The 21,786-nt window shown below is 64.8% G+C and carries 18 protein-coding genes; all 18 read left to right on the plus strand.

The annotated features are described in order from the left end of the window. Positions 1-95 precede the first annotated feature (95 nt). The 18 genes from acs to csrA all read left to right on the plus strand — a co-directional run bounded on the left by acs (position 96) and on the right by csrA (position 21,763). A complete protein-coding gene (gene acs, locus L6D89_RS01095) occupies positions 96-2,051 on the plus strand; it encodes an acetate--CoA ligase (RefSeq protein WP_138522567.1) in 1,956 nt (651 codons plus the stop codon). A gap of 725 nt (positions 2,052-2,776) precedes the next feature. After that, complete coding sequence (locus L6D89_RS01100) at positions 2,777-3,556, plus strand: ABC transporter substrate-binding protein (RefSeq protein ID WP_184593050.1); 780 nt, start codon at positions 2,777-2,779, stop codon at positions 3,554-3,556. 140 nt (positions 3,557-3,696) lie between these two features. Beyond that, positions 3,697-4,386 carry an ABC transporter permease gene (locus tag L6D89_RS01105; RefSeq protein WP_054907238.1) on the plus strand — a complete coding sequence of 230 codons (690 nt, stop codon included), beginning with the start codon at positions 3,697-3,699 and terminating at the stop codon, positions 4,384-4,386. A 16-nt stretch (positions 4,387-4,402) separates the two neighbouring features. Continuing rightward, positions 4,403-5,101: an ABC transporter permease gene (locus tag L6D89_RS01110; protein WP_236173028.1), complete on the plus strand. Its 699-nt coding sequence runs from the start codon at positions 4,403-4,405 to the stop codon at positions 5,099-5,101. 10 nt (positions 5,102-5,111) lie between these two features. Continuing rightward, a complete protein-coding gene (locus tag L6D89_RS01115; RefSeq protein WP_236198496.1) occupies positions 5,112-6,224 on the plus strand; it encodes a succinylglutamate desuccinylase/aspartoacylase family protein in 1,113 nt (370 codons plus the stop codon). A 17-nt stretch (positions 6,225-6,241) separates the two neighbouring features. Continuing rightward, positions 6,242-7,006 carry an arginine/ornithine transport ATP-binding protein AotP gene (aotP, locus tag L6D89_RS01120; protein ID WP_024766334.1) on the plus strand — a complete coding sequence of 255 codons (765 nt, stop codon included), beginning with the start codon at positions 6,242-6,244 and terminating at the stop codon, positions 7,004-7,006. Between the two features lie 37 nt (positions 7,007-7,043). After that, positions 7,044-8,027, plus strand: coding sequence for a transcriptional regulator ArgR (gene argR / locus L6D89_RS01125; protein ID WP_236198497.1), 984 nt, complete (start codon positions 7,044-7,046; stop codon positions 8,025-8,027). Positions 8,028-8,508: 481 nt separating this feature from the next. After that, on the plus strand, positions 8,509-9,729 hold the full coding sequence (locus L6D89_RS01130) for an aspartate aminotransferase family protein (RefSeq protein ID WP_081517971.1): 1,221 nt from the start codon (positions 8,509-8,511) through the stop codon (positions 9,727-9,729). Positions 9,730-9,897: 168 nt separating this feature from the next. Beyond that, positions 9,898-10,914 carry an arginine/ornithine succinyltransferase subunit alpha gene (aruF, locus tag L6D89_RS01135; RefSeq protein ID WP_236198498.1) on the plus strand — a complete coding sequence of 339 codons (1,017 nt, stop codon included), beginning with the start codon at positions 9,898-9,900 and terminating at the stop codon, positions 10,912-10,914. An 11-nt stretch (positions 10,915-10,925) separates the two neighbouring features. Next, positions 10,926-11,945 carry an arginine N-succinyltransferase gene (astA, locus tag L6D89_RS01140; protein ID WP_236173024.1) on the plus strand — a complete coding sequence of 340 codons (1,020 nt, stop codon included), beginning with the start codon at positions 10,926-10,928 and terminating at the stop codon, positions 11,943-11,945. Positions 11,946-11,970: 25 nt separating this feature from the next. Next, entirely contained in the window at positions 11,971-13,437 is a 1,467-nt protein-coding gene (gene astD, locus L6D89_RS01145) for a succinylglutamate-semialdehyde dehydrogenase (protein ID WP_236198499.1), read from the plus strand. 14 nt (positions 13,438-13,451) lie between these two features. After that, positions 13,452-14,783 carry an N-succinylarginine dihydrolase gene (astB, locus tag L6D89_RS01150; RefSeq protein WP_236198854.1) on the plus strand — a complete coding sequence of 444 codons (1,332 nt, stop codon included), beginning with the start codon at positions 13,452-13,454 and terminating at the stop codon, positions 14,781-14,783. Positions 14,784-14,792: 9 nt separating this feature from the next. After that, the gene (locus L6D89_RS01155) at positions 14,793-15,074 is read left to right on the plus strand and encodes a hypothetical protein (protein ID WP_054907334.1); all 282 of its coding nucleotides are present in this window, start codon (positions 14,793-14,795) and stop codon (positions 15,072-15,074) included. Between the two features lie 50 nt (positions 15,075-15,124). Further along, entirely contained in the window at positions 15,125-16,117 is a 993-nt protein-coding gene (gene astE, locus L6D89_RS01160) for a succinylglutamate desuccinylase (RefSeq protein ID WP_236198500.1), read from the plus strand. 186 nt (positions 16,118-16,303) lie between these two features. Then, positions 16,304-17,308, plus strand: a complete 1,005-nt coding sequence (ltaE, locus tag L6D89_RS01165) for a low-specificity L-threonine aldolase (protein ID WP_236198501.1) — start codon at positions 16,304-16,306, stop codon at positions 17,306-17,308. Between the two features lie 121 nt (positions 17,309-17,429). Continuing rightward, a complete protein-coding gene (gene alaS / locus L6D89_RS01170; RefSeq protein ID WP_236173019.1) occupies positions 17,430-20,054 on the plus strand; it encodes an alanine--tRNA ligase in 2,625 nt (874 codons plus the stop codon). A gap of 101 nt (positions 20,055-20,155) precedes the next feature. Next, the gene (locus L6D89_RS01175) at positions 20,156-21,391 is read left to right on the plus strand and encodes an aspartate kinase (protein WP_054907248.1); all 1,236 of its coding nucleotides are present in this window, start codon (positions 20,156-20,158) and stop codon (positions 21,389-21,391) included. Positions 21,392-21,577: 186 nt separating this feature from the next. Continuing rightward, entirely contained in the window at positions 21,578-21,763 is a 186-nt protein-coding gene (gene csrA / locus L6D89_RS01180) for a carbon storage regulator CsrA (RefSeq protein WP_003085981.1), read from the plus strand. The last annotated feature ends 23 nt before the right edge of the window (positions 21,764-21,786 follow it).

Consider the following 21,786-nt stretch of genomic DNA (forward strand, 5'->3'; position numbering starts at 1 on the left):
GGATTGGTAAGACCATGGTCGAATGGCCTGGGGAAGGGTGTCGCCGTTACAACTTAGGGCAACAAAAACAACACTCTTCACCGAGGTAAAACGCCATGACAGCGGCATCCGTGTACCCCGTGCGTCCCGAAGTGGCCGCGACCACTCTGACCGACGAGGCCACCTACAAGAAGCTGTATCAGCAGTCGGTGGTCAACCCCGACGGCTTCTGGCGCGAACAGGCCCAGCGCATCGACTGGATCAAGCCGTTCACCAAGGTCAAGCAGACCTCTTTCGATGACCACCACGTGGACATCAAGTGGTTCGCTGACGGCACCCTGAACCTCTCCTACAACTGCCTCGACCGTCACCTGGCCGAGCGCGGCGACCAGCTCGCCATCATCTGGGAAGGCGACGATCCTTCCGAGCACAAGGAAATCACCTACCGCGAACTGCACGAGCAGGTCTGCAAGTTCGCCAACGCCCTGCGTGGCCAGGACGTGCACCGTGGCGACGTGGTGACCATCTACATGCCGATGATCCCGGAAGCCGTGGTCGCCATGCTGGCCTGCGCCCGCATCGGCGCGATCCACTCCGTGGTGTTCGGCGGCTTCTCCCCCGAAGCCCTGGCCGGCCGCATCATCGACTGCCGCTCCAAAGTCGTGATCACTGCGGATGAAGGCCTGCGCGGTGGCAAGAAGACCCCGCTCAAGGCCAACGTCGACGACGCGCTGACCAACCCGGAAACCAACAGCGTGCAGAAGATCATCGTCTGCAAGCGCACCGGTTCTCCCATCAAGTGGAACCAGCACCGTGACGTGTGGTTCGAGGACCTGATGAAGGTCGCCGGCTCCACCTGCGCACCGAAGGAAATGGGCGCCGAGGACCCGCTGTTCATCCTCTACACCTCCGGTTCCACCGGCAAACCCAAGGGCGTGCTGCACACCACCGGCGGCTACCTGGTCTACGCCTCGCTGACCCACGAGCGGGTGTTCGACTATCGTCCGGGCGAAGTCTTCTGGTGCACCGCCGACATCGGCTGGGTCACCGGCCACACCTACGTCGTCTACGGCCCGCTGGCCAATGGCGCGACCACCGTGCTGTTCGAGGGCGTGCCGAACTATCCGGACATCTCCCGCGTGGCGAAGATCGTCGACAAGCACAAGGTCAACATCCTCTACACCGCGCCGACCGCCATCCGCGCGATGATGGCCGAGGGCAAGGCGGCAGTCGAAGGCGCCGATGGCTCCAGCCTGCGCCTGCTCGGTTCGGTCGGCGAGCCGATCAACCCGGAAGCCTGGCAGTGGTACTACGAGACCGTCGGCCAGTCGCGCTGCCCGATCGTCGACACCTGGTGGCAGACCGAAACCGGTGCTTGCCTGATGACCCCGCTGCCGGGCGCCCACGGCCTGAAGCCGGGCTCCGCCGCCAAGCCGTTCTTCGGCGTGGTGCCGGCGCTGGTGGACAACCTGGGCAACATCCTGGAAGGGGCTACCGAGGGCAACCTGGTGATCCTGGACTCCTGGCCGGGCCAGGCACGTACCCTGTACGGCGACCACGACCGCTACGTGGACACCTACTTCAAGACCTTCAAGGGTATGTACTTCACCGGCGACGGCGCCCGTCGCGACGAGGACGGCTACTACTGGATCACCGGCCGCGTCGATGACGTGCTCAACGTCTCCGGCCACCGCATGGGCACCGCCGAGATCGAGAGCGCCCTGGTGGCCCACCCGAAAGTTGCCGAGGCCGCGGTGGTTGGTGTACCGCACGACATCAAGGGGCAGGGCATCTATGTCTACGTCACCCTGAATGCCGGTGAGGAAACCAACGAGCAACTGCGTCAGGAACTGCGTGCCTGGGTGCGCAAGGAAATCGGCCCGATCGCCACTCCGGACGTGATCCAGTGGGCGCCCGGCCTGCCGAAGACCCGCTCGGGCAAGATCATGCGCCGCATCCTGCGCAAGATCGCCACGGCCGAGTACGACACCCTGGGTGATATTTCCACCCTGGCCGACCCGGGTGTGGTGCAGCACCTGATCGACACGCACCAGGCTATGCGCGCAGCCTGATCTGCGGCTCCATGAAAAACGCCCCGTTTGCCGGGGCGTTTTTCATTCCTGCGTCTTTATGCCGGGCGCCTGCCTGCGCTGAAGCTCTCGCGGAGCACGAATGTAGGATGGCGTGGAGCGCAGCGATACCCATCAATTCCGTACGCATCGACAGCATGGGTATCGCAAGCTCCACCCATCCTACGAGTTCGCTTTCCGCGGAGGGCGATAGCTCGCAGGGCGCATAACGCGCCTTATCCGTCGGCGGGGTATCGGCGGATAACCCGTTCCGGGTTATCCGCCCTACAGTGTGCTTCCTGCCCACTGGTAACATTTCCCTGCGACAAAATGAGGCGTCAGGAAACAGTTCGCACGGATTCGGTGCGTCTTTTCTGTCCGCGCGGAATGAGTCAATATCGCGCACCTCGCGTAATACCTGGTGTTTGATATTTGTGGCCCAATTACTGCAGGTAAATTGGGTTTTACTACCTGCTTTCGGATCACGTAAAATCCGCGCCGTCAAGCCGCCGGGGCTCTGTCTCCGGCGCTTCTATAATTACTTGTCGCATTGAAGAAATAACCGCTCCGGGGCTGTCGCTAGAATGCCGCTCACCCCGGTAGGCGCGCTTTTCACAAGAATCGCGCCGGCAATGCGCAGACGAACAATAACCTTCACTTCTGCACGGGCAGCCTGGGCCAACCCCTTTCTCCTGCCAATCGAAGTCCTACCCTCGAAGGAGTTACTGATGAAGAAGTTTGCACTTCTCGGTGCGCTGGCCCTGTCCGCGCTTTCCCTGGTTGCCCACGCTGACGACAAGCCGGTCCGCATCGGCATCGAAGCCGGTTATCCGCCTTTCTCCTTCAAGACTCCTGACGGCAAGCTCGCCGGTTTCGACGTGGATATCGGCAACGCACTGTGCGAAGAGATGAAGGTCAAGTGCACCTGGGTCGAGCAGGAGTTCGATGGCCTGATCCCGGCGCTGAAGGTCCGCAAGATCGACGCCATTCTCTCGTCCATGACCATCACCGACGAGCGCAAGAAGTCCGTCGACTTCACCAACAAGTACTACCACACCCCCGCGCGCTTCGTGATGAAGGAAGGCGTTACCCTGAACGACCCGCTGGTCGACCTGAAGGGCAAGAAGGTCGGTGTGCTGCGCGCCTCCACCCATGACCGCTACGCCACCGACGTCCTGGCCCCGGCCGGCATCGAAGTGGTGCGCTACAACTCGCAGAACGAAGCCAACATGGACCTGGTCTCCGGCCGCATCGATGCGACCATGGCCGACTCGGTCAACCTCGACGATGGCTTCCTGAAAACCGACGCCGGCAAGGGTTATGCCTTCGTAGGTCCGGAATACAACGATCCGAAGTACTTCGGTGGTGGCGCCGGCATCGCCGTGCGCAAGGGTGATACCGCCCTGGCCGAGAAATTCAATACGGCCATCGCCGGCATCCGTGCCAACGGCAAGTACAAGGAAGTACAGGACAAGTACTTCAAGTTCGACGTCTACGGCGAGAACTGATCCACGTCCAGAAGTGGCACAGACCCAGGCCCGGTCCTGATGTTTGTGCCACTTTTTTATTGGGGGCGATCCGTCAGGTGGCGGGTGCCCTGCAGCGTCCGTGCGGTTGCGGGCGGCTTCCGGTCTAGAGGTGCGAAACTATGTTCAATGGCTACGGAGCCACCATCGTCGATGGTGCCTGGCTGACGCTTCAGCTGTCCCTGCTGTCGATGGCCCTGGCAATCGCGTTGGGCCTGCTCGGCGCGGCCATCCGCCTGTCGCCGGTGAAGTGGCTGGCCTGGTGCGGCGACCTCTATTCCACCGTGATCCGCGGCGTGCCGGACCTGGTGCTGATCCTGCTGATCTTCTACGGCGGCCAGGCCGCGGTGAACTGGGTCGCGCCGATGGTCGGCTATGACGACTACATCGATCTCAACCCCTTCGCCTCGGGCGTCGGCACCCTGGGCTTCATCTTCGGTGCCTACCTGTCCGAAACCTTCCGCGGCGCCTTCATGGCGATCCCGAAAGGGCAGGGCGAGGCCGGCTTCGCCTATGGCATGAGCCCGCTGCAGGTGTTCTTCCGCATCCAGGTGCCGCAGATGATCCGCCTGGCCATTCCGGGCTTCACCAACAACTGGCTGGTGCTGGTCAAGGCCACCGCGCTGATCTCCGTGGTCGGCCTGCAGGACATGATGTTCAAGGCCAAGCAGGCCTCGGACGCCACCCGCGAACCCTTCACCTATTTCCTCGCCGTGGCGGCGCTGTACCTGGTGGTGACCAGCGTTTCCCTGGTGCTGCTGCGCATGCTCGAACGCCGCTATTCGGTCGGCGTGAAAGTCGCCGAGCTTTGAGACCGGGAGCCCTCGCATGATCTTTGATTACACCGTCATCTGGGACAGCCTGCCGCTCTACTTCAGCGGCCTGCTGGTGACCCTCAAGCTGCTGGCGATCTCGCTGTTCTTCGGCCTGCTGGCAGCCGTGCCGCTGGCGCTGATGCGCTGTTCGAAGAACCCGGCGGTGAACCTGCCCGCGTGGCTCTACACCTACGTGATCCGCGGCACGCCGATGCTGGTGCAGCTGTTCCTCATCTATTACGGCCTGGCGCAGTTCGCCGTGGTACGCGAAAGCTTCCTCTGGCCGTGGCTGTCCAACGCCACCTTCTGTGCCTGCGCCGCGTTCGCCATCAACACCAGCGCCTATACCGCCGAGATCCTCGCCGGCAGCATTCGCGCCACACCCCATGGCGAGATCGAAGCCGCCAAGGCCATGGGCATGTCGCGCCTGAAGATGTACCGCCGCATCCTGCTGCCCTCGGCCCTGCGTCGCGCGCTGCCGCAGTACAGCAACGAAGTGATCATGATGCTGCAGACCACCAGCCTGGCGTCCATCGTCACCCTGGTAGATATCACCGGCGCCGCGCGCACCGTGTACTCGCAGTACTACCTGCCGTTCGAGGCGTTCATCACCGCCGGCATCTTCTACCTGATCATGACCTTCACCCTGGTGCGCCTGTTCAAGTTGGCCGAGCGCCGCTGGCTGGCCTATCTCGCGCCGCGCAAGCACTGAGGAAACGACTGTGGAACGTATCGATCATCTGCTGCCGTGGAGCAGCCTGGGCAGCGAACGTCGCCTGAGCGTATTCCGCTACGGCAAGGGCCCGCGCAAGGTCTACATCCAGTCCAGCCTGCACGCCGACGAGCTGCCGGGCATGCGCACCGCCTGGGAACTCAAGCAGCGCCTGGCCGACTTGGAGTCGCGCGGGCAGCTCAACTGTGTCGTCGAACTGGTACCGGTGGCCAACCCCATCGGCCTGGGCCAGACCCTGCAGGCCAGCCACCTGGGCCGTTTCGAGTTCGGTAGCGGGAAGAACTTCAACCGCGATTTCGTCGAGCTGAGCGCTCTGGTTGCCGAGCGTGTCGGCGACAAGCTGGGTGCTGACGAAGCCGCCAACGTCGAACTGATCCGCCAGGCCATGCGCGACGGCCTCGATGCACTGCCGCCGGCTTCGTCCGAGCTGCAGGGCATGCAGCGCATCCTGCTGCGCCACGCCTGTGATGCCGAGGTCGTACTCGACCTGCATTGCGACTTCGACGCCGCCATCCATGTCTACGCGATCCCGCAGCACTGGCCGCGCTGGAAGTCCCTGGCCGCGCGCCTGAAGGCCGGCGTGGCGCTGCTCGCCGAAGACTCCGGTGGCAGTTCCTTCGATGAATCCTGCTCGCTGCCCTGGCTGCGCCTGGCACAAGCCTTCCCGCAGGCGGCGATTCCGCTGGCGTGCCTGGCGACCACCGTCGAGCTGGGCGGCGTGGGTGATACCCGCGTCGACCAGGCGCAGGACAATTGCGAAGCCATCCTCGGCTTCCTGGCCGAGCAGGGTCTGATCGCTGGCGACTGGCCGGCGGCGCCGGCCGAGTGCTGCGAAGGCATGCCGTTCGAAGGCACCGAATACCTCTACGCGCCCCACGTCGGTGTCGTGAGCTACCTGCGCAAGGCGGGGGAGTGGGTGGAGAAGGGCGACCCGCTGTTCGAAGTGGTCGACCCGCTGAACGACCAGGTCAGCACCGTTCGCGCCGGCACTTCCGGCGTGCTGTTCGCCATCGAGCGTGGGCGCTACGCCCAGCCGGGGCTTTGGCTGGCCAAGGTGGCCGGGCGTGAGCCGTTCCGCAAGGGCCGGCTGATCAACGACTGAATTCGAGAACCGACACCATGTACAAACTTGAAATCCAGGACCTGCACAAGCGCTACGGAACCCACGAGGTGCTCAAGGGCGTCTCCATGGCGGCCAAGGCAGGCGACGTGATCAGCATCATCGGCTCCTCCGGCTCGGGCAAGAGCACCTTCCTGCGCTGCATCAACCTGCTGGAGCAGCCTCACGCCGGCAAGATCCTGCTCAACGGCGAAGAGCTCAAGCTCACCCCGAACAAGGACGGTGCGCTCAAGGCCGCCGACGCCAAGCAGCTGCAGCGCATGCGCTCGCGCCTGTCGATGGTGTTCCAGCACTTCAACCTGTGGTCGCACATGAGCGCCCTGGAAAACGTCATCGAAGCGCCGGTCCATGTACTGGGCGTGTCGAAGAAAGAGGCGCTGGAAAAGGCCGAGCACTACCTGGCGAAAGTTGGTGTGGCGCACCGCAAGGACGCCTATCCCGCACACATGTCCGGCGGCGAGCAGCAGCGCGTGGCGATTGCCCGTGCGCTGGCGGTCGAGCCGGAAGTGATGCTGTTCGACGAGCCGACCTCGGCGCTCGACCCCGAGCTGGTCGGCGAAGTGCTGAAGGTCATGCAGGACCTGGCCCAGGAAGGCCGCACCATGGTGGTGGTGACCCACGAGATGGGCTTCGCCCGCGAGGTCTCCAACCAGCTGGTGTTCCTGCACAAGGGGCTGGTGGAAGAGACGGGCTGCCCGAGGGAAGTCCTCGCCAATCCGCAATCGGAACGCCTCAAGCAGTTCCTTTCCGGCAGCTTGAAGTAAGCTGTCTGTCATTCGCACCGTTGGGTGAACCTGCCGCATGACCGCACAACGCATCGGATTCCTGCTCTGGCCGCACACGCGGGCGCTGACCCTCGCGCTGGCCGAGGAGGCCCTGCGGGTCGCCCGCCGGCTGCACCCTGAAGCGCTCTACGAACCGGTGTTCATGAGCGCCGAACCGGTGGCCGAAGCGGACGGCTGGCGCCTGCCGGGGCAGCCCTGGAGCGGTGTGCTGGAACAGTGCCAGCGTATCTTCCTGGTTGCCGACGAGATTCCCCAGACAATCTCCGCGCCGCTGGGCGCCGCGCTCAAGCAGCTGTCGCGCAGTGGCGTGAGCATTGGCGCGCTGTCCGCCGGCATCTACCCGCTGGCGCAACTCGGCCTGCTCGACGGCTATCGCGCTGCCGTGCACTGGCGCTGGCACGACGACTTCACCGAGCGTTACCCCAAGGTCATCGCCACCAACCACCTGTTCGAGTGGGATCGCGACCGCCTCAGCGCCTGTGGCGGCATGGCGGTGCTCGACCTGCTGCTGGCCGTGCTGTCCCGCGACCATGGCGCGGAACTGGCTGGCGCGGTGTCGGAAGAGCTGGTGGTGGAGCGCATCCGCGAAGGTTCCGAACGCCAGCGCATCCCGTTGAAGAACCGTCTCGGCTCCAGCCACCCGAAGCTCACCCAGGCGGTGCTGCTGATGGAGGCGAACATCGAAGAGCCGTTGACCACCGACGAGATCGCCCAGCACGTGTGCGTCTCGCGCCGCCAGCTGGAGCGCATCTTCAAGCAATACCTGACCCGTGTGCCGAGCCAGTACTACCTGGAACTGCGCCTGAACCGCGCGCGGCAGATGCTCATGCAGACCAGCAAGTCGATCATCCAGATCGGCCTGTCCTGCGGCTTCTCCAGCGGCCCGCACTTCTCCAGCGCCTACCGCAACTTCTTCGGCGTGACCCCGCGCGAAGACCGCAACCAGCGCCGCGGCCAGGGCGCCGCCGAAGCCGCCCCGGTGGTCGCCGAGCGCGGCTGACCCCGTGCTTCTGTAGGATGGGTGGAGCGCAGCGATACCCGTCAATAGGGTGGCTTCAAACGACATCGTCTCTAAGAGCTCGAAGGTCAACGCGTAATCGTTCGTCCGGCCCCTGTTGGTCCGGTGCGCTGGCAGCATGGGTATCGCTGCGCTCCACCCATCCTACGAACTTGCGAACCGCCGACGCCGATGTGGCCGGTAAGAGCGTTCGCGAGCAAGCTCGCTCCTACATGAAAAGCCTCTGCCGCCTTATTCCCGTTTCGCTCGTTCGCCGAGCGAACAAATTCCACGCGCGTTGGTACCCGCAGCAGTTCGCAGGCCTTACACTGCGCCTTCCCGACGCTTTCTGTCGCATTTCCGTAAGCCTCGGCAATTCGCGGGTTGGCGCTATAACAAGTTGTCGCATGGCGGCAATGACGGCCCGCTGATCGTCCCTACAATCCATTCATCGATAGCCGCCTCACCAGGCAGGAGAACACCGATGTCCGCTCCGCAAGCTCAGGTCCAACGCTCCGACTTCGACCAGGTCATGGTTCCCAACTATTCGCCGGCTGCCTTCATTCCGGTGCGTGGCGAAGGCTCGCGAGTCTGGGATCAGAGCGGCCGAGAGCTGGTGGACTTCGCCGGCGGCATCGCGGTGAGCTCCCTGGGCCACACCCACCCGGCGCTGATGCAGGCGCTGACCGAGCAGGCCGGCAAGATCTGGCACGTCTCCAACGTGTTCACCAACGAGCCGGCCCTGCGCCTGGCCAAGAAGCTGATCGACGCTACCTTCGCCGAGCGCGTGTTCTTCGCCAACTCCGGCGCCGAGGCCAACGAGGCTGCGCTGAAGCTGGCGCGCCGTTACGCCCATGACGTCTACGGCCCCGAGAAGTACGAGATCATCTCGATGGTCAACAGCTTCCACGGCCGCACCCTGTTCACCGTCAACGTCGGTGGCCAGGCCAAGTATTCCGATGGTTTCGGCCCGAAGGTCGAAGGCATCACCCACATCCCGTTCAACGACCTGGAAGCCCTCAAGGCGGCCATCTCCGACAAGACCTGCGCCGTGATCATCGAGCCGGTGCAGGGCGAGAGCGGCGTGCTGCCGGCCGACCAGGCCTACCTGGAAGGCGTGCGCAAGCTGTGCGACGAGAACAACGCGCTGCTGATCTTCGATGAAGTGCAGAGCGGCTTCGGTCGGATCGGCTACCTCTACGCCCATCAGTACTACGGCGTGAACCCGGACATCCTCTCCAGCGCCAAGGGCCTGGGCGGCGGCTTCCCGATCGGCGCCATGCTGACCACCGCGAAGATCGCCGAGCACCTGGTCGTCGGCACCCACGGCACCACCTACGGCGGCAACCCGCTGGCGTGTGCGGTCGCTGGCGCCGCCTTCGACGTGATCAACACCCCGGAAGTGCTCGAAGGCGTGAAGGCCAAGCACGAGCGCTTCAAGGTCCGCCTGGAGAAGATCGCCGCCGAGTACGGCATCTTCACCCAGGTGCGCGGCATGGGCATGCTGATCGGCGCGGTGCTCAACGACGCCTTCAAGGGCAAGGCCAAGGACGTGCTCAACGCCGCCGAGAAGGAAGGTGTGATGGTCCTGCAGGCCGGCCCGGACGTGGTGCGTTTCGCGCCCAGCCTGGTGATCCCGGATGCCGATATCGACGAAGGCCTGGATCGCCTCGAGCGCGCCATCGCCAAGCTGACCCGCGGCTGATCCCCCGGCTACGCTGAAGCGGCGGGGCTCGCACCTCGCCGCTCTGCCGGCCGGATCGTCCCGGCCGGTGTTTTCGAATTCCCTGATGTGCGCGGCGCAGGCTGTGTCGCGCCCGTGATTCAGAAACCAAGAATCATGAAACTTTTGTCTGGTTAGAGGAGTGACGCCATGCTGGTGATGCGCCCCGCCCAAGTGGCCGACCTGCAGCAAGTGCAGCGTCTCGCCGCGGACAGCCCGGTCGGCGTCACGTCGCTGCCGGACGACGCGGAACGCCTGCGCGAGAAGATCCTCGCCTCGGAGGCCTCGTTCGCCGCCGAAGTGAGCTTCAACGGTGAAGAGAGCTATTTCTTCGTGCTGGAAGACAGCGAGACCGGCCGCCTGGTCGGCTGCTCGGCGATCGTGGCTTCGGCTGGCTTCTCCGAACCGTTCTACAGCTTCCGCAACGAGACCTTCGTGCACGCTTCCCGCGAGCTGAAGATCCACAACAAGATCCATGTCCTCTCGCTGTGCCACGACCTCACCGGCAACAGCCTGCTGACCAGCTTCTACGTCGAGCGCGAACTGGTGAACACGCCGATCGCCGAGCTCAACTCCCGCGGCCGCCTGCTGTTCATGGCCAGCCATCCGGAGCGCTTCGCCGACGCGGTGGTGGTGGAGATCGTCGGCTACAGCGACGACCAGGGCCAGTCGCCGTTCTGGAACGCCATCGGGCGCAACTTCTTCGACCTCGACTACACCGAGGCCGAGAAGCTCTCGGGCCTGAAGAGCCGCACCTTCCTCGCCGAATTGATGCCGCACTACCCGATCTACGTGCCGCTGCTCCCGGACGACGCGCAGGAAGCCATGGGCCAGGTGCACCCGCGTGCGCAGATCACCTTCGATATCCTGATGCGCGACGGCTTCGAATCCGACAACTACGTCGACATCTTCGACGGCGGCCCGGCGCTGCACGCCCGCACCAGCAGCATCCGCTCCATCGCGCAGAGCCGGCAGGTGCCGGTGCGCATTGGCGAAGGCGGCAAAGGCAACCGTGGCTACCTGGTGACCAACGGCCAGTTGCAGGACTTCCGCGCCGTCGTCGCCGAACTCGACTGGGTACCGGGCAAGCCCGTCACCCTGAATCAGGAAACCGCCGAAGCCCTGGGCATCGGCGAGGGCGCCAGCGTGCGCCTGGTTGCGATCTGAGGGGAGAGAGCATGATCGTCCGTCCCGTAACCAGCGCCGACCTGCCGGCTCTCTTTGACCTGGCGCGCAGCACCGGCACCGGTCTGACCACGCTGCCGGCCAATGAGCAGCGCCTGCAGCACCGCGTGAGCTGGGCCGAGAAGGCCTTCCGTGGCGAAGCCGAACGCGCCGATGCCGATTACCTGTTCGTGCTGGAAAACGACGAGGGCAAGGTGGTGGGTATTTCCGCCGTCGCCGGCGCCGTCGGCCTGCGCGAGCCCTGGTACAACTACCGCGTCGGTCTGACCGTCAGCGCCTCCCAGGAGCTGGGTATCCACCGCGAGATTCCCACACTGTTCCTGGCCAACGACCTGACCGGGCAGTCCGAGCTGTGCTCGCTGTTCCTGCATGCCGACCACCGCGCCGGCCTGAATGGCCGGCTGCTGTCCAAGGCGCGCTTCCTGTTCATCGCCGAGTTCCGCGAGCTGTTCGGCGACAAGGTGATCGCCGAGATGCGCGGCATGTCCGATACCGCCGGGCGCTCGCCGTTCTGGGAAAGCCTGGGCCGGCACTTCTTCAAGATGGAGTTCAGCCAGGCCGACTACCTGACCGGTGTGGGCAACAAGGCCTTCATTGCCGAGCTGATGCCCAAGTTCCCGCTCTACACCTGCTTCCTTTCGGAGGAAGCGCGCTCGGTGATCGGCCGCGTGCACTCGGATACCGAGCCGGCGCTGGCCATGCTCAAGGCCGAGGGCTTCAGCTACCAGGGCTACGTCGACATCTTCGACGCCGGCCCCGCCATCGAGGCTCCGACCGAGAAGATTCGCGCCATCGCCGACAGCCAGAACCTGGTGCTGGCCATCGGCACGCCGGGCGATGACGCCGAGCCCTTCCTGATCCACAACCGCAAGCGCGAGGAGTGCCGCATCACCGCCGCGCCCGCGCGCCTGGCCGCCGGTTCGCTGGTGGTCGATGCGCAGACCGCCAAGCGCCTGCGCCTGTCCGCCGGGGCTTCGGTCCGCGCGGTGCCCCTCTCCGGAAAACGCAACTGACGCCGCCCGGCGTCAGGGGAGCCTGATGATGAATACCCACTACATTGCCGGCCAGTGGCTGGCGGGCGAAGGCGAGCCGCTGGAATCGCTCTGCCCGGTCAGCCAGGCCGTGGTCTGGTCCGGTCGTGCCGCCTCCGAGCAGCAGGTTGCCGCCGCCGTTGCCGCCGCGCGCAATGCTTTCCCAGCCTGGGCGCGTCGCCCGGTGGAAGAGCGTGTCGCCGTGCTGGAACGCTTCGCTGCTGCGCTGAAAGGCCGTTCCGAGGAACTGGCCCGCGCCATCGGCGAAGAAACCGGCAAGCCGTTGTGGGAAGCCGCCACCGAAGTGACCAGCATGGTCAACAAGGTCGCCATCTCGGTCCAGGCCTTCCGTGAGCGCACCGGCGAGAAGAGCGGCCCGCTGGCCGACGCTACCGCCGTGCTGCGCCACAAGCCGCACGGCGTGGTCGCCGTGTTCGGCCCGTACAACTTCCCCGGTCACCTGCCCAACGGCCATATCGTGCCGGCGCTGCTGGCGGGCAACGCCGTGGTGTTCAAGCCCAGCGAGCTGACTCCGAAAGTCGCCGAGCTGACCCTGCAGGCCTGGATCGAGGCGGGCATTCCCGCTGGCGTGATTAACCTGGTCCAGGGCGCCCGCGACAGTGGCGCGGCGCTGGCGAGCAACGACGACATCGATGGCCTGTTCTTCACCGGCTCCAGCCGCACCGGCAACCTGCTGCACAGCCAGTTCGGCGGCCGCCCGCAGAAGATCCTCGCGCTGGAGATGGGCGGCAACAACCCGCTGGTTATCGACGAGGTGAAGGACGTCGACGCCGCCGTCTACACCATCATCCAGTCCGCCTTCATTTCCGCCGGCCAGCGCTGCACCTGCGCGCGCCGCCTGCTGGTGCCGCAAGGCACCTGGGGCGACGCGCTGCTGGAGCGTCTGGTGGCCGTGGCCTCGACCATCAAGGTCGGCCGCTTCGACGAGCAGCCGGCGCCCTTCATGGGCTCGGTGATCTCGCTCGGCGCCGCCGAACACCTGATCAAGGCCCAGGACAATCTGCTGGCCAAGGGCGCCAAGCCGCTGCTGGCTATGACCCAGCCGTTGCCTACTGCCGCGCTGCTGACCCCCGGCATCCTCGATGTGACTGCCGTGGCCGAGCGCCCGGACGAAGAGTTCTTTGGCCCTCTGTTGCAGGTGATCCGCTACGCCGACTTCGACGCCGCTGTGCGCGAAGCCAACGCTACCCAATACGGCCTGGCCGCCGGTTTGCTGTCGGATTCCCGCGAGCGCTATGAGGACTTCCTCATCGAAAGCCGCGCCGGCATCGTCAACTGGAACAAGCAACTGACCGGCGCCGCCAGCAGCGCGCCGTTCGGAGGCATCGGCGCCTCTGGCAACCATCGCCCGAGCGCCTACTACGCCGCCGACTACTGCGCGTACCCGGTCGCCTCGCTGGAAAGCGACAGCCTGAGCCTGCCTGCAACCCTGACTCCGGGAGTGAGCCTGTGAAGACCGCCTATGAAATGAACTTTGACGGCCTGGTCGGACCGACGCACAACTACGGGGGCCTGTCCTACGGCAACGTGGCGTCGCAGAGCAACAGCCAGGCGGCGTCCAACCCGCGCGAAGCGGCGAAGCAGGGCCTGTCGAAGATGAAGGCGCTGATGGAACTGGGCTTCAAGCAGGGCGTGTTCGCCCCGCAGGAGCGCCCGGCCGTCGCCTCGCTGCGTGCCCTGGGCTTCTCCGGCACTGACGCCGAAGTCATCGCCAAGGCGGCCAAGGAGGCCATGCCGCTGCTGGCCGCGGTCAGCTCGGCGTCCTGCATGTGGACCGCCAACGCCGCCACCGTCAGCCCCAGTGCCGACACCGCCGATGGCCGTGTGCACTTCACCGCCGCCAACCTGAACTGCAAGTTCCACCGTTCCATCGAGCATCCGCAGACCAGCCGCATCCTTGCGGCGATGTTCAATGACGAACAGCGCTTCGCCCACCACGCCGCGTTGCCGGCGGTCGCCCAGTTCGGCGACGAGGGCGCGGCCAACCACACTCGCTTCTGCAAGTCCTACGGCGAAGCCGGCGTGGAGTTCTTCGTGTTCGGCCGCAGTGCCTTCGACAGCCGCTTCCCGGCGCCGCAGCGCTACCCGGCGCGGCAGACCCTGGAAGCCTGCCAGGCGGTCGCCCGCCTGCACGGCCTGAGCGATGACGGCGTGGTCTATGCCCAGCAGAACCCGGCGGTGATCGACCAGGGCGTGTTCCACAATGATGTGATCGCCGTGGGCAACGGCGAGGTGCTGTTCCACCACGAAGACGCCTTCCTCGATACCGAGCGCGTCCTCGCCGAACTGCACGACAAGCTGGGCCGCCGTGGCGGCCGCTTCCGCGCCGTGTGCGTGCCGCGCGACCAGGTCACGGTCGAGGACGCGGTGAAGTCCTACCTGTTCAACAGCCAGCTGCTCACCCGCGCCGACGGCAACATGCTGCTGATCGTCCCGGAGGAATGCCGCAAGAACGAGCGCGTGTGGAACTACCTGTCGCGCCTGACCGCCGAGGACGGCCCGATCCGCGAGGTGAAGGTGTTCGACCTCAAGCAGAGCATGCAGAACGGCGGCGGCCCCGCCTGCCTGCGCCTGCGCGTAGCGCTGAACGACGCCGAGCTGGCGGCGGTCAATCCCGGCGTGATCATGACCCCGACCCTGCACGACACCCTGGTCAGCTGGGTCGACAATCACTACCGCGATCGCCTGGCCGAGTCCGACCTGGCCGACCCGCAACTGCTCGTCGAGTGCCGGACGGCGTTGGATGAATTGACTCAGATCCTTAAACTGGGCTCGGTTTATCCCTTCCAGCTGAACTGAGTGAATGACATGACCGAAAGCCTCCCGCTGATTCTTGAAGACAACAAGGGCGAACGCCGCGAGACCCACACCGCGCGCCTGGCCATCCGCCTGGAAGGGCGCGAGCTGTGGCTGGAGGCCGACGGCAAGGGCGGCCTGGTGATCTACGCCGACTCCCATGAGGACGACGCCGAGATCCCGCTGCTGGTGGTGCGCCCGCAGGCGGTGAACCAGTTGGGCCTGAGCCTCGAGCTGGAAGCCGCCGAAGTCCACGAACATGGTCCAGACTGTGGATGTGACCATCACCACTGATCGCGGAGTCCGCAGCCGCTCCGGCCGCGGGGAATGATGGAGGCGTCCGCATGCTAGCTCTGGGCAAACTGCTCGAACTGACCCTCGCCGGCCGTGAGCCGACGGAAAAGATTCAGCTCACCGCAGACGGCACCCGTTTGCACTGGCTGGCCGAAGGCGCCCTTGAAATCACTCCGCCGGTAGCGCGGGACAATGGCCGCGACCTGCTGCTTTCGGCGGGTATCCATGGCAACGAGACCGCGCCCATCGAGTTGCTCGACCGCCTGGTGCACCGCATCGCCCGTGGCGAGTTGAAGCCGGCGGCGCGGGTGCTGTTCCTGCTCGGCAACCCCGAGGCCATGCGCCGCGGCGAGCGCTACCTGGAACAGGACATCAATCGCCTGTTCTGCGGTCGCCACGAAGAAGGCAGCGGCAATGAAGCGCTGCGTGCTGCGGAGCTGGAGCGTCTGGCCGCGGCGTTCTTCGCCCGTGACGGCCGCCCGCGCCTGCATTACGACCTGCACACCGCCATTCGCGGCTCGAAGATCGAGCAGTTCGCGCTGTATCCCTGGGCCAGCGGCCGCGAGCACTCCCGCGAGGAGTTGGCGCGTCTGCGCAGCGCCGGCATCGACGCCGTGCTGCTGCAGAGCAAGCCGGGCATCACCTTCAGCGCCTACACCTACAGCCACCTGGGCGCCGAGGCCTTTACCCTGGAGCTGGGCAAGGCGCGGCCGTTCGGGCAGAACCAGGCGGTGAACCTGGATCGCCTGGAAGCCATGCTCGAAGGCGTGATCAGCGGCCAGGAGGCAGACGGTGCGCAGCTCGACGGCCTGCAGCTGTTCGCCGTTTCCCGCGAAGTGATCAAGCACAGCGACCATTTTCGCCTGCACCTGGACGACGCGGTGGACAACTTCACCGAGCTGGACCATGGCTTCCTGCTCGCCGAAGACATCGGCGGCACCCGCTGGATCGTGGAAGAGCAGGGCGCGCGGATCATCTTCCCCAACCCGCGGGTGAAGAACGGCCTGCGCGCCGGTATCCTGGTAGTCCCCACCGAACTCTAAGCGCTTTTTGCCCTTCGTAGGAGCGAGCTTGCTCGCGAACACATATTCCCGGCGACTTCAGTCTCGGGCGGTTCGCGAGCAAGGGCTGGGCGCCCCCCTTGATCCTACAGTCACTCCGCCCTTGTTCCACCTCCGGCGAGCGCTTAGCATCGGGCCTTTTCCGCCTGATGCCCAAGGAGCTCCGCCATGTCCATCATCGACCTTCGCAGCGACACCGTGACCCTGCCCACCGCCGGCATGCGCGAGGCGATGGCGCGGGCCGAGCTGGGTGATGACGTCTACGGCGAAGACCCGACGGTGAACCGCCTGGAAGCGACCCTGGCCGAGCGCCTGGGGTTCGCTGCCGCGCTGTTCGTGCCCACCGGCACCATGAGCAACCTGCTCGGCCTGATGGCCCATTGCGGCCGCGGCGACGAATACATCGTCGGCCAGCAGGCGCACACCTATAAATATGAAGGTGGCGGCGCCGCCGTGCTGGGCTCGATCCAGCCGCAACCCATCGACGGCGAAGCCGATGGCTCGCTGGACCTGGCCAAGGTCGAGGCAGCGATCAAGCAGGACGATTTCCACTTTGCCCGTACCCGCCTGCTGGCGCTGGAAAACACCATGCAGGGCAAGGTCCTGCCGCTGACCTACCTGGCGGCTGCGCGGGAAATGACTCGCCGTCGCGGCCTGGCGCTGCACCTGGACGGCGCGCGCCTGTATAACGCGGCGGTGAAGCTGGGTGTGGATGCCCGTGAGATCACCCGCCACTTCGATTCCGTCTCTGTGTGCCTGTCCAAGGGTCTGGGTGCGCCGGTGGGCTCGGTGCTCTGCGGCGATGCCGAGCTGATCGGCCGCGCGCGTCGGCTGCGCAAGATGGTCGGCGGCGGCATGCGCCAGGCCGGTGGCCTGGCAGCGGCGGCGCTGTATGCGCTGGATCAGCAGGTCGAGCGCCTGGCTGATGACCATGCCAATGCCGAAGCGCTGGGCCGGGGCCTTGCCGAGTTGGGCTACAGCATCGAGCCGGTACAGACCAACATGGTCTACGTCGACCTTGGCGAGCAGGCCGGCGCGCTGGGCGAGCACCTGGCCGAGCGCGGCATCCGCGTCAGTCCGGCGGCGCGCCTGCGCCTGGTCACCCACCTCGACGTGAAAAGCGCGGATATTCCTCGAATCGTCGAAGCATTCGCCGCCTTTCGTCGTTCCTGACAGAAATTATTGCGCGATAGGCGTTAACTATCGCGCAAAGACACTACAACCTTGATGCGGGGCCGATATAATGCGGCCCTTTGCCGGCGATTCGTGGCCGCATTTTTCCGTGGAAGAACCTATGAAAAGCGCTGAAATCCGTGAAGCCTTCCTCCGCTTCTTCGAAGAGAAGGGGCACACCCGCGTAGCGTCCAGCTCGCTGATCCCCGCGAACGACCCGACCCTGCTGTTCACCAACGCAGGCATGAACCAGTTCAAGGACTGCTTCCTGGGCCTGGAGAAGCGCGCCTACACCCGCGCCACCACCAGCCAGAAGTGCGTGCGTGCCGGCGGCAAGCACAACGACCTGGAAAACGTCGGCTACACCGCGCGCCACCATACCTTCTTCGAAATGCTGGGCAACTTCAGCTTCGGCGACTATTTCAAGCGCGATGCCATTACCTATGCCTGGGAATTCCTCACCTCGGACAAGTGGCTGAACCTGCCCAAGGACAAGCTCTGGGTCACCGTCTACGCCACCGATGACGAGGCCTACGATATCTGGACCAAGGAAGTCGGCATTCCCGCCGAGCGCATGGTCCGTATCGGCGACAACAAGGGCGCGCCTTACGCTTCCGACAACTTCTGGGCGATGGGCGATACCGGTCCCTGTGGCCCGTGCACCGAGATCTTCTTCGACCACGGCGCCGACATCTGGGGCGGCCCGCCCGGCTCGCCGGAAGAAGACGGCGACCGCTACATCGAGATCTGGAACAACGTCTTCATGCAGTTCAACCGCACCGCGGACGGCGTGATGCACGCGCTGCCGGCGCCGAGCGTGGACACCGGCATGGGCCTGGAGCGCATCAGCGCCGTGCTGCAGCACGTCCACTCGAACTACGAAATCGACCTGTTCCAGAGCCTGCTGAAGGCTTCAGCCGACGCCATCGGCTGCGCCAACGACGACGCTCCGTCGCTGAAAGTGGTCGCCGACCACATCCGTTCCTGCGGCTTCCTGATTGCCGACGGCGTGCTGCCGTCCAACGAAGGCCGTGGCTACGTATTGCGCCGCATCATCCGTCGCGCCTGCCGCCACGGTAACAAGCTGGGCGCCAAGGGCACCTTCTTCCACAAGATCGTCGCCGCGCTGGTCGGCGAGATGGGCGAAGCCTTCCCCGAGCTCAAGCAGCAGCAGGCGCACATCGAGCGCGTGCTGAAGACCGAGGAAGAGCAGTTCGCCAAGACCCTGGAGCAGGGCTTGAAGATCCTCGAGCAGGACCTGTCCGAGCTCAAGGGCAGCGTCATCCCCGGCAACGTGGTGTTCAAGCTGTACGACACCTACGGCTTCCCGGTCGACCTGACCAACGACATCGCCCGCGAGCGCAGCCTGACCCTCGACGAGGAAGGCTTCGAGCGTGAGATGGAGGCGCAGCGCGAGCGTGCCCGCTCCGCGAGCGCCTTCGGCATGGACTACAACAGCCTGGTGAAAGTGGATGGCGACACCCGCTTCCTCGGCTACCAGGGTGTTTCCGGCGCCGGCCAGATCATTGCCCTGTTCAAGGATGGCAAGGCCGTCGAGCAACTGAGCGAAGGCGAGGAGGGCGTCGTCGTCCTCGACCAGACTCCGTTCTACGCCGAGTCCGGCGGCCAGGTTGGTGACAGCGGCTACCTGCAGGGGGCCGGTGTGCGCTTCGACGTGCGCGACACCACCAAGGCCGGCGGCGCGCACCTGCACCACGGCGTGGTTGCCCAGGGCAGCCTGAGCGTTGGCGCGGCGGTCAAGGCCGAAGTCGACGCCTCCGTGCGCCAGGCCACTGCGCTGAATCACTCCGCTACCCACCTGCTGCACGCCGCGCTGCGCCAGGTGCTGGGCGATCACGTCCAGCAGAAAGGCTCGCTGGTCGACAGCCAGCGCCTGCGCTTCGACTTCAGCCATTTCGAGGCGATCAAGCCCGAGCAACTGAAGCAGCTGGAAGACATCGTCAACAGCGAGATTCGCAAGAACTCCGAGGTGGAGACCGAAGAGACCGACATCGAATCCGCCAAGAACAAGGGCGCCATGGCGCTGTTCGGCGAGAAGTACGGTGACCAGGTGCGCGTGCTGAGCATGGGCGGCAGCTTCTCCGTCGAGCTGTGCGGCGGCACCCACGTGTCCCGTACCGGCGACATCGGCCTGTTCAAGATCACCAGCGAAGGCGGTGTGGCTTCCGGCGTGCGTCGTATCGAAGCAGTCACCGGCGCTGCTGCGCTGGCGTACCTGAACGGCGCCGAAGAGCAACTCAAGGAAGCGGCCGGTCTGGTCAAGGGCAGCCGCGACAACCTGCTGGACAAGCTCTCCGGTCTGATCGAGCGCAACCGTCAGCTGGAAAAGGAGCTGGAACAGCTCAAGGCCAAGGCCGCCAGCGCGGCCGGCGACGACCTGGCGGGTTCCGCTGTCGACGTTGCTGGCGTGAAGGTGCTGTCTTCCCGTCTCGATGGCCTCGACGGCAAGGCGCTGCTGGCGCTGGTCGACCAACTGAAGAACAAGCTGGGCAGCGGCGTAATCCTGCTGGGCGGCGTGTTCGAGGAGAAGGTCGTGCTGGTGGCCGGCGTGACCCAGGACCTGACCGCCAAGCTGAAAGCTGGCGATCTGATGAAGCAGGCCGCTGCGGCCGTGGGCGGGAAGGGCGGTGGTCGCCCGGACATGGCCCAGGGCGGTGGTGTCGATGCCGGCAAGCTGGACGAGGCTCTGGCACTGGCACTCAAGTTTGTCGAACAGGGCCTCTAAAGGCCCTGAAATACGGGGCCCGCAGCGCGTCCGGCGGGCCTTGGCAGCATGCGGTGATGCATGTTTAATGGGCGCCCTTCAGGAATCAGGCGGCTTTTGAAATGGCTTTGATCGTACAGAAGTTTGGAGGGACCTCCGTCGGCACCGTCGAGAGAATCGAGCAGGTAGCCGAGAAGGTGAAGAAATTCCGTGAAGCGGGCGACGACATCGTCGTAGTGGTGTCCGCCATGAGCGGCGAGACCAACCGCCTGATTGGTCTGGCGAAACAGATCATGGACCAGCCGATTCCGCGTGAGCTGGACGTGATGGTCTCCACCGGCGAGCAGGTGACCATTGCCCTGCTGAGCATGGCGCTGATGAAGCGCGGCGTGCCGGCGGTTTCCTACACCGGTAACCAGGTCCGTATCCTGACCGACAGTTCCCACACCAAGGCGCGTATCCTGAGCATCGATGATGCGAACATTCGCGCAGATCTGAAGGCTGGCCGCGTCGTCGTGGTCGCCGGCTTCCAGGGCGTGGACGAGCACGGCAATATCACCACCCTCGGCCGCGGCGGCTCCGACACCACGGGCGTGGCCCTGGCTGCGGCGCTGAAGGCCGACGAGTGCCAGATCTACACTGACGTCGATGGCGTCTACACCACCGATCCGCGCGTCGTGCCGCAAGCGCGCCGCCTGGACAAGATCACCTTCGAAGAGATGCTGGAAATGGCCAGCCTCGGCTCCAAGGTGCTGCAGATCCGTTCGGTGGAATTCGCCGGCAAGTACAACGTCCCGCTGCGCGTGCTGCACAGCTTCCAGGAGGGTCCGGGCACCCTCATTACCCTTGATGAAGAGGAATCCATGGAACAGCCGATCATCTCCGGCATCGCCTTCAACCGCGACGAAGCCAAGCTGACCATCCGTGGCGTACCGGATACCCCCGGCGTTGCTTTCAAGATTCTCGGCCCGATCAGTGCCGCCAATGTAGAAGTCGACATGATCGTGCAGAACGTCGCGCACGATAACACCACCGACTTCACCTTCACCGTGCACCGCAACGACTACCAGGCCGCCCTGGAAATCCTCAAGCAGACCGCCACCAGCATCGGTGCGCGCGAAGCCACCGGTGACACCAACATCGCCAAGGTTTCCATCGTTGGCGTGGGCATGCGTTCCCACGCCGGCGTCGCCAGCCGCATGTTCGAAGCACTGGCCAAGGAAACCATCAACATCCAGATGATCTCCACTTCGGAAATCAAGGTTTCCGTGGTGATCGAAGAGAAGTACCTCGAGTTGGCGGTCCGTGCCCTGCACACCGCTTTCGAACTCGACGCCCCGGCCCGACAGGGCGAGTAAGGCGAGAACTACCGAAAGGCGCGGCTACCCCGCGCCTTTTGTCGTTTTTGACTGTCTGACAGGAACTTTCTTTCCGGCAGGACTGGTCAATACTTGGGTGAAGGATTCGTGCACTTGATCTATGCGAATCTGCCACCATTTCTTTTTTTGCAGACTGCTTATCCCGTAACACGTAAGGAGAAAGGAATGCTGATTCTGACTCGCCGGGTCGGAGAGACCCTGATGGTCGGTGATGACGTCACCGTGACTGTACTGGGCGTCAAAGGAAACCAGGTGCGTATCGGTGTGAATGCGCCGAAGGAAGTTGCTGTGCACCGTGAGGAAATCTACCAGCGCATCCAGAAAGAGAAAGACCAAGAACCAAACCATTAATTTTTCTAAAATTTTTCTTTGCA

The organism is Pseudomonas pseudonitroreducens, from assembly GCF_021603645.1.
Classification (GTDB): Bacteria; Pseudomonadota; Gammaproteobacteria; order Pseudomonadales; family Pseudomonadaceae; genus Pseudomonas; species Pseudomonas pseudonitroreducens.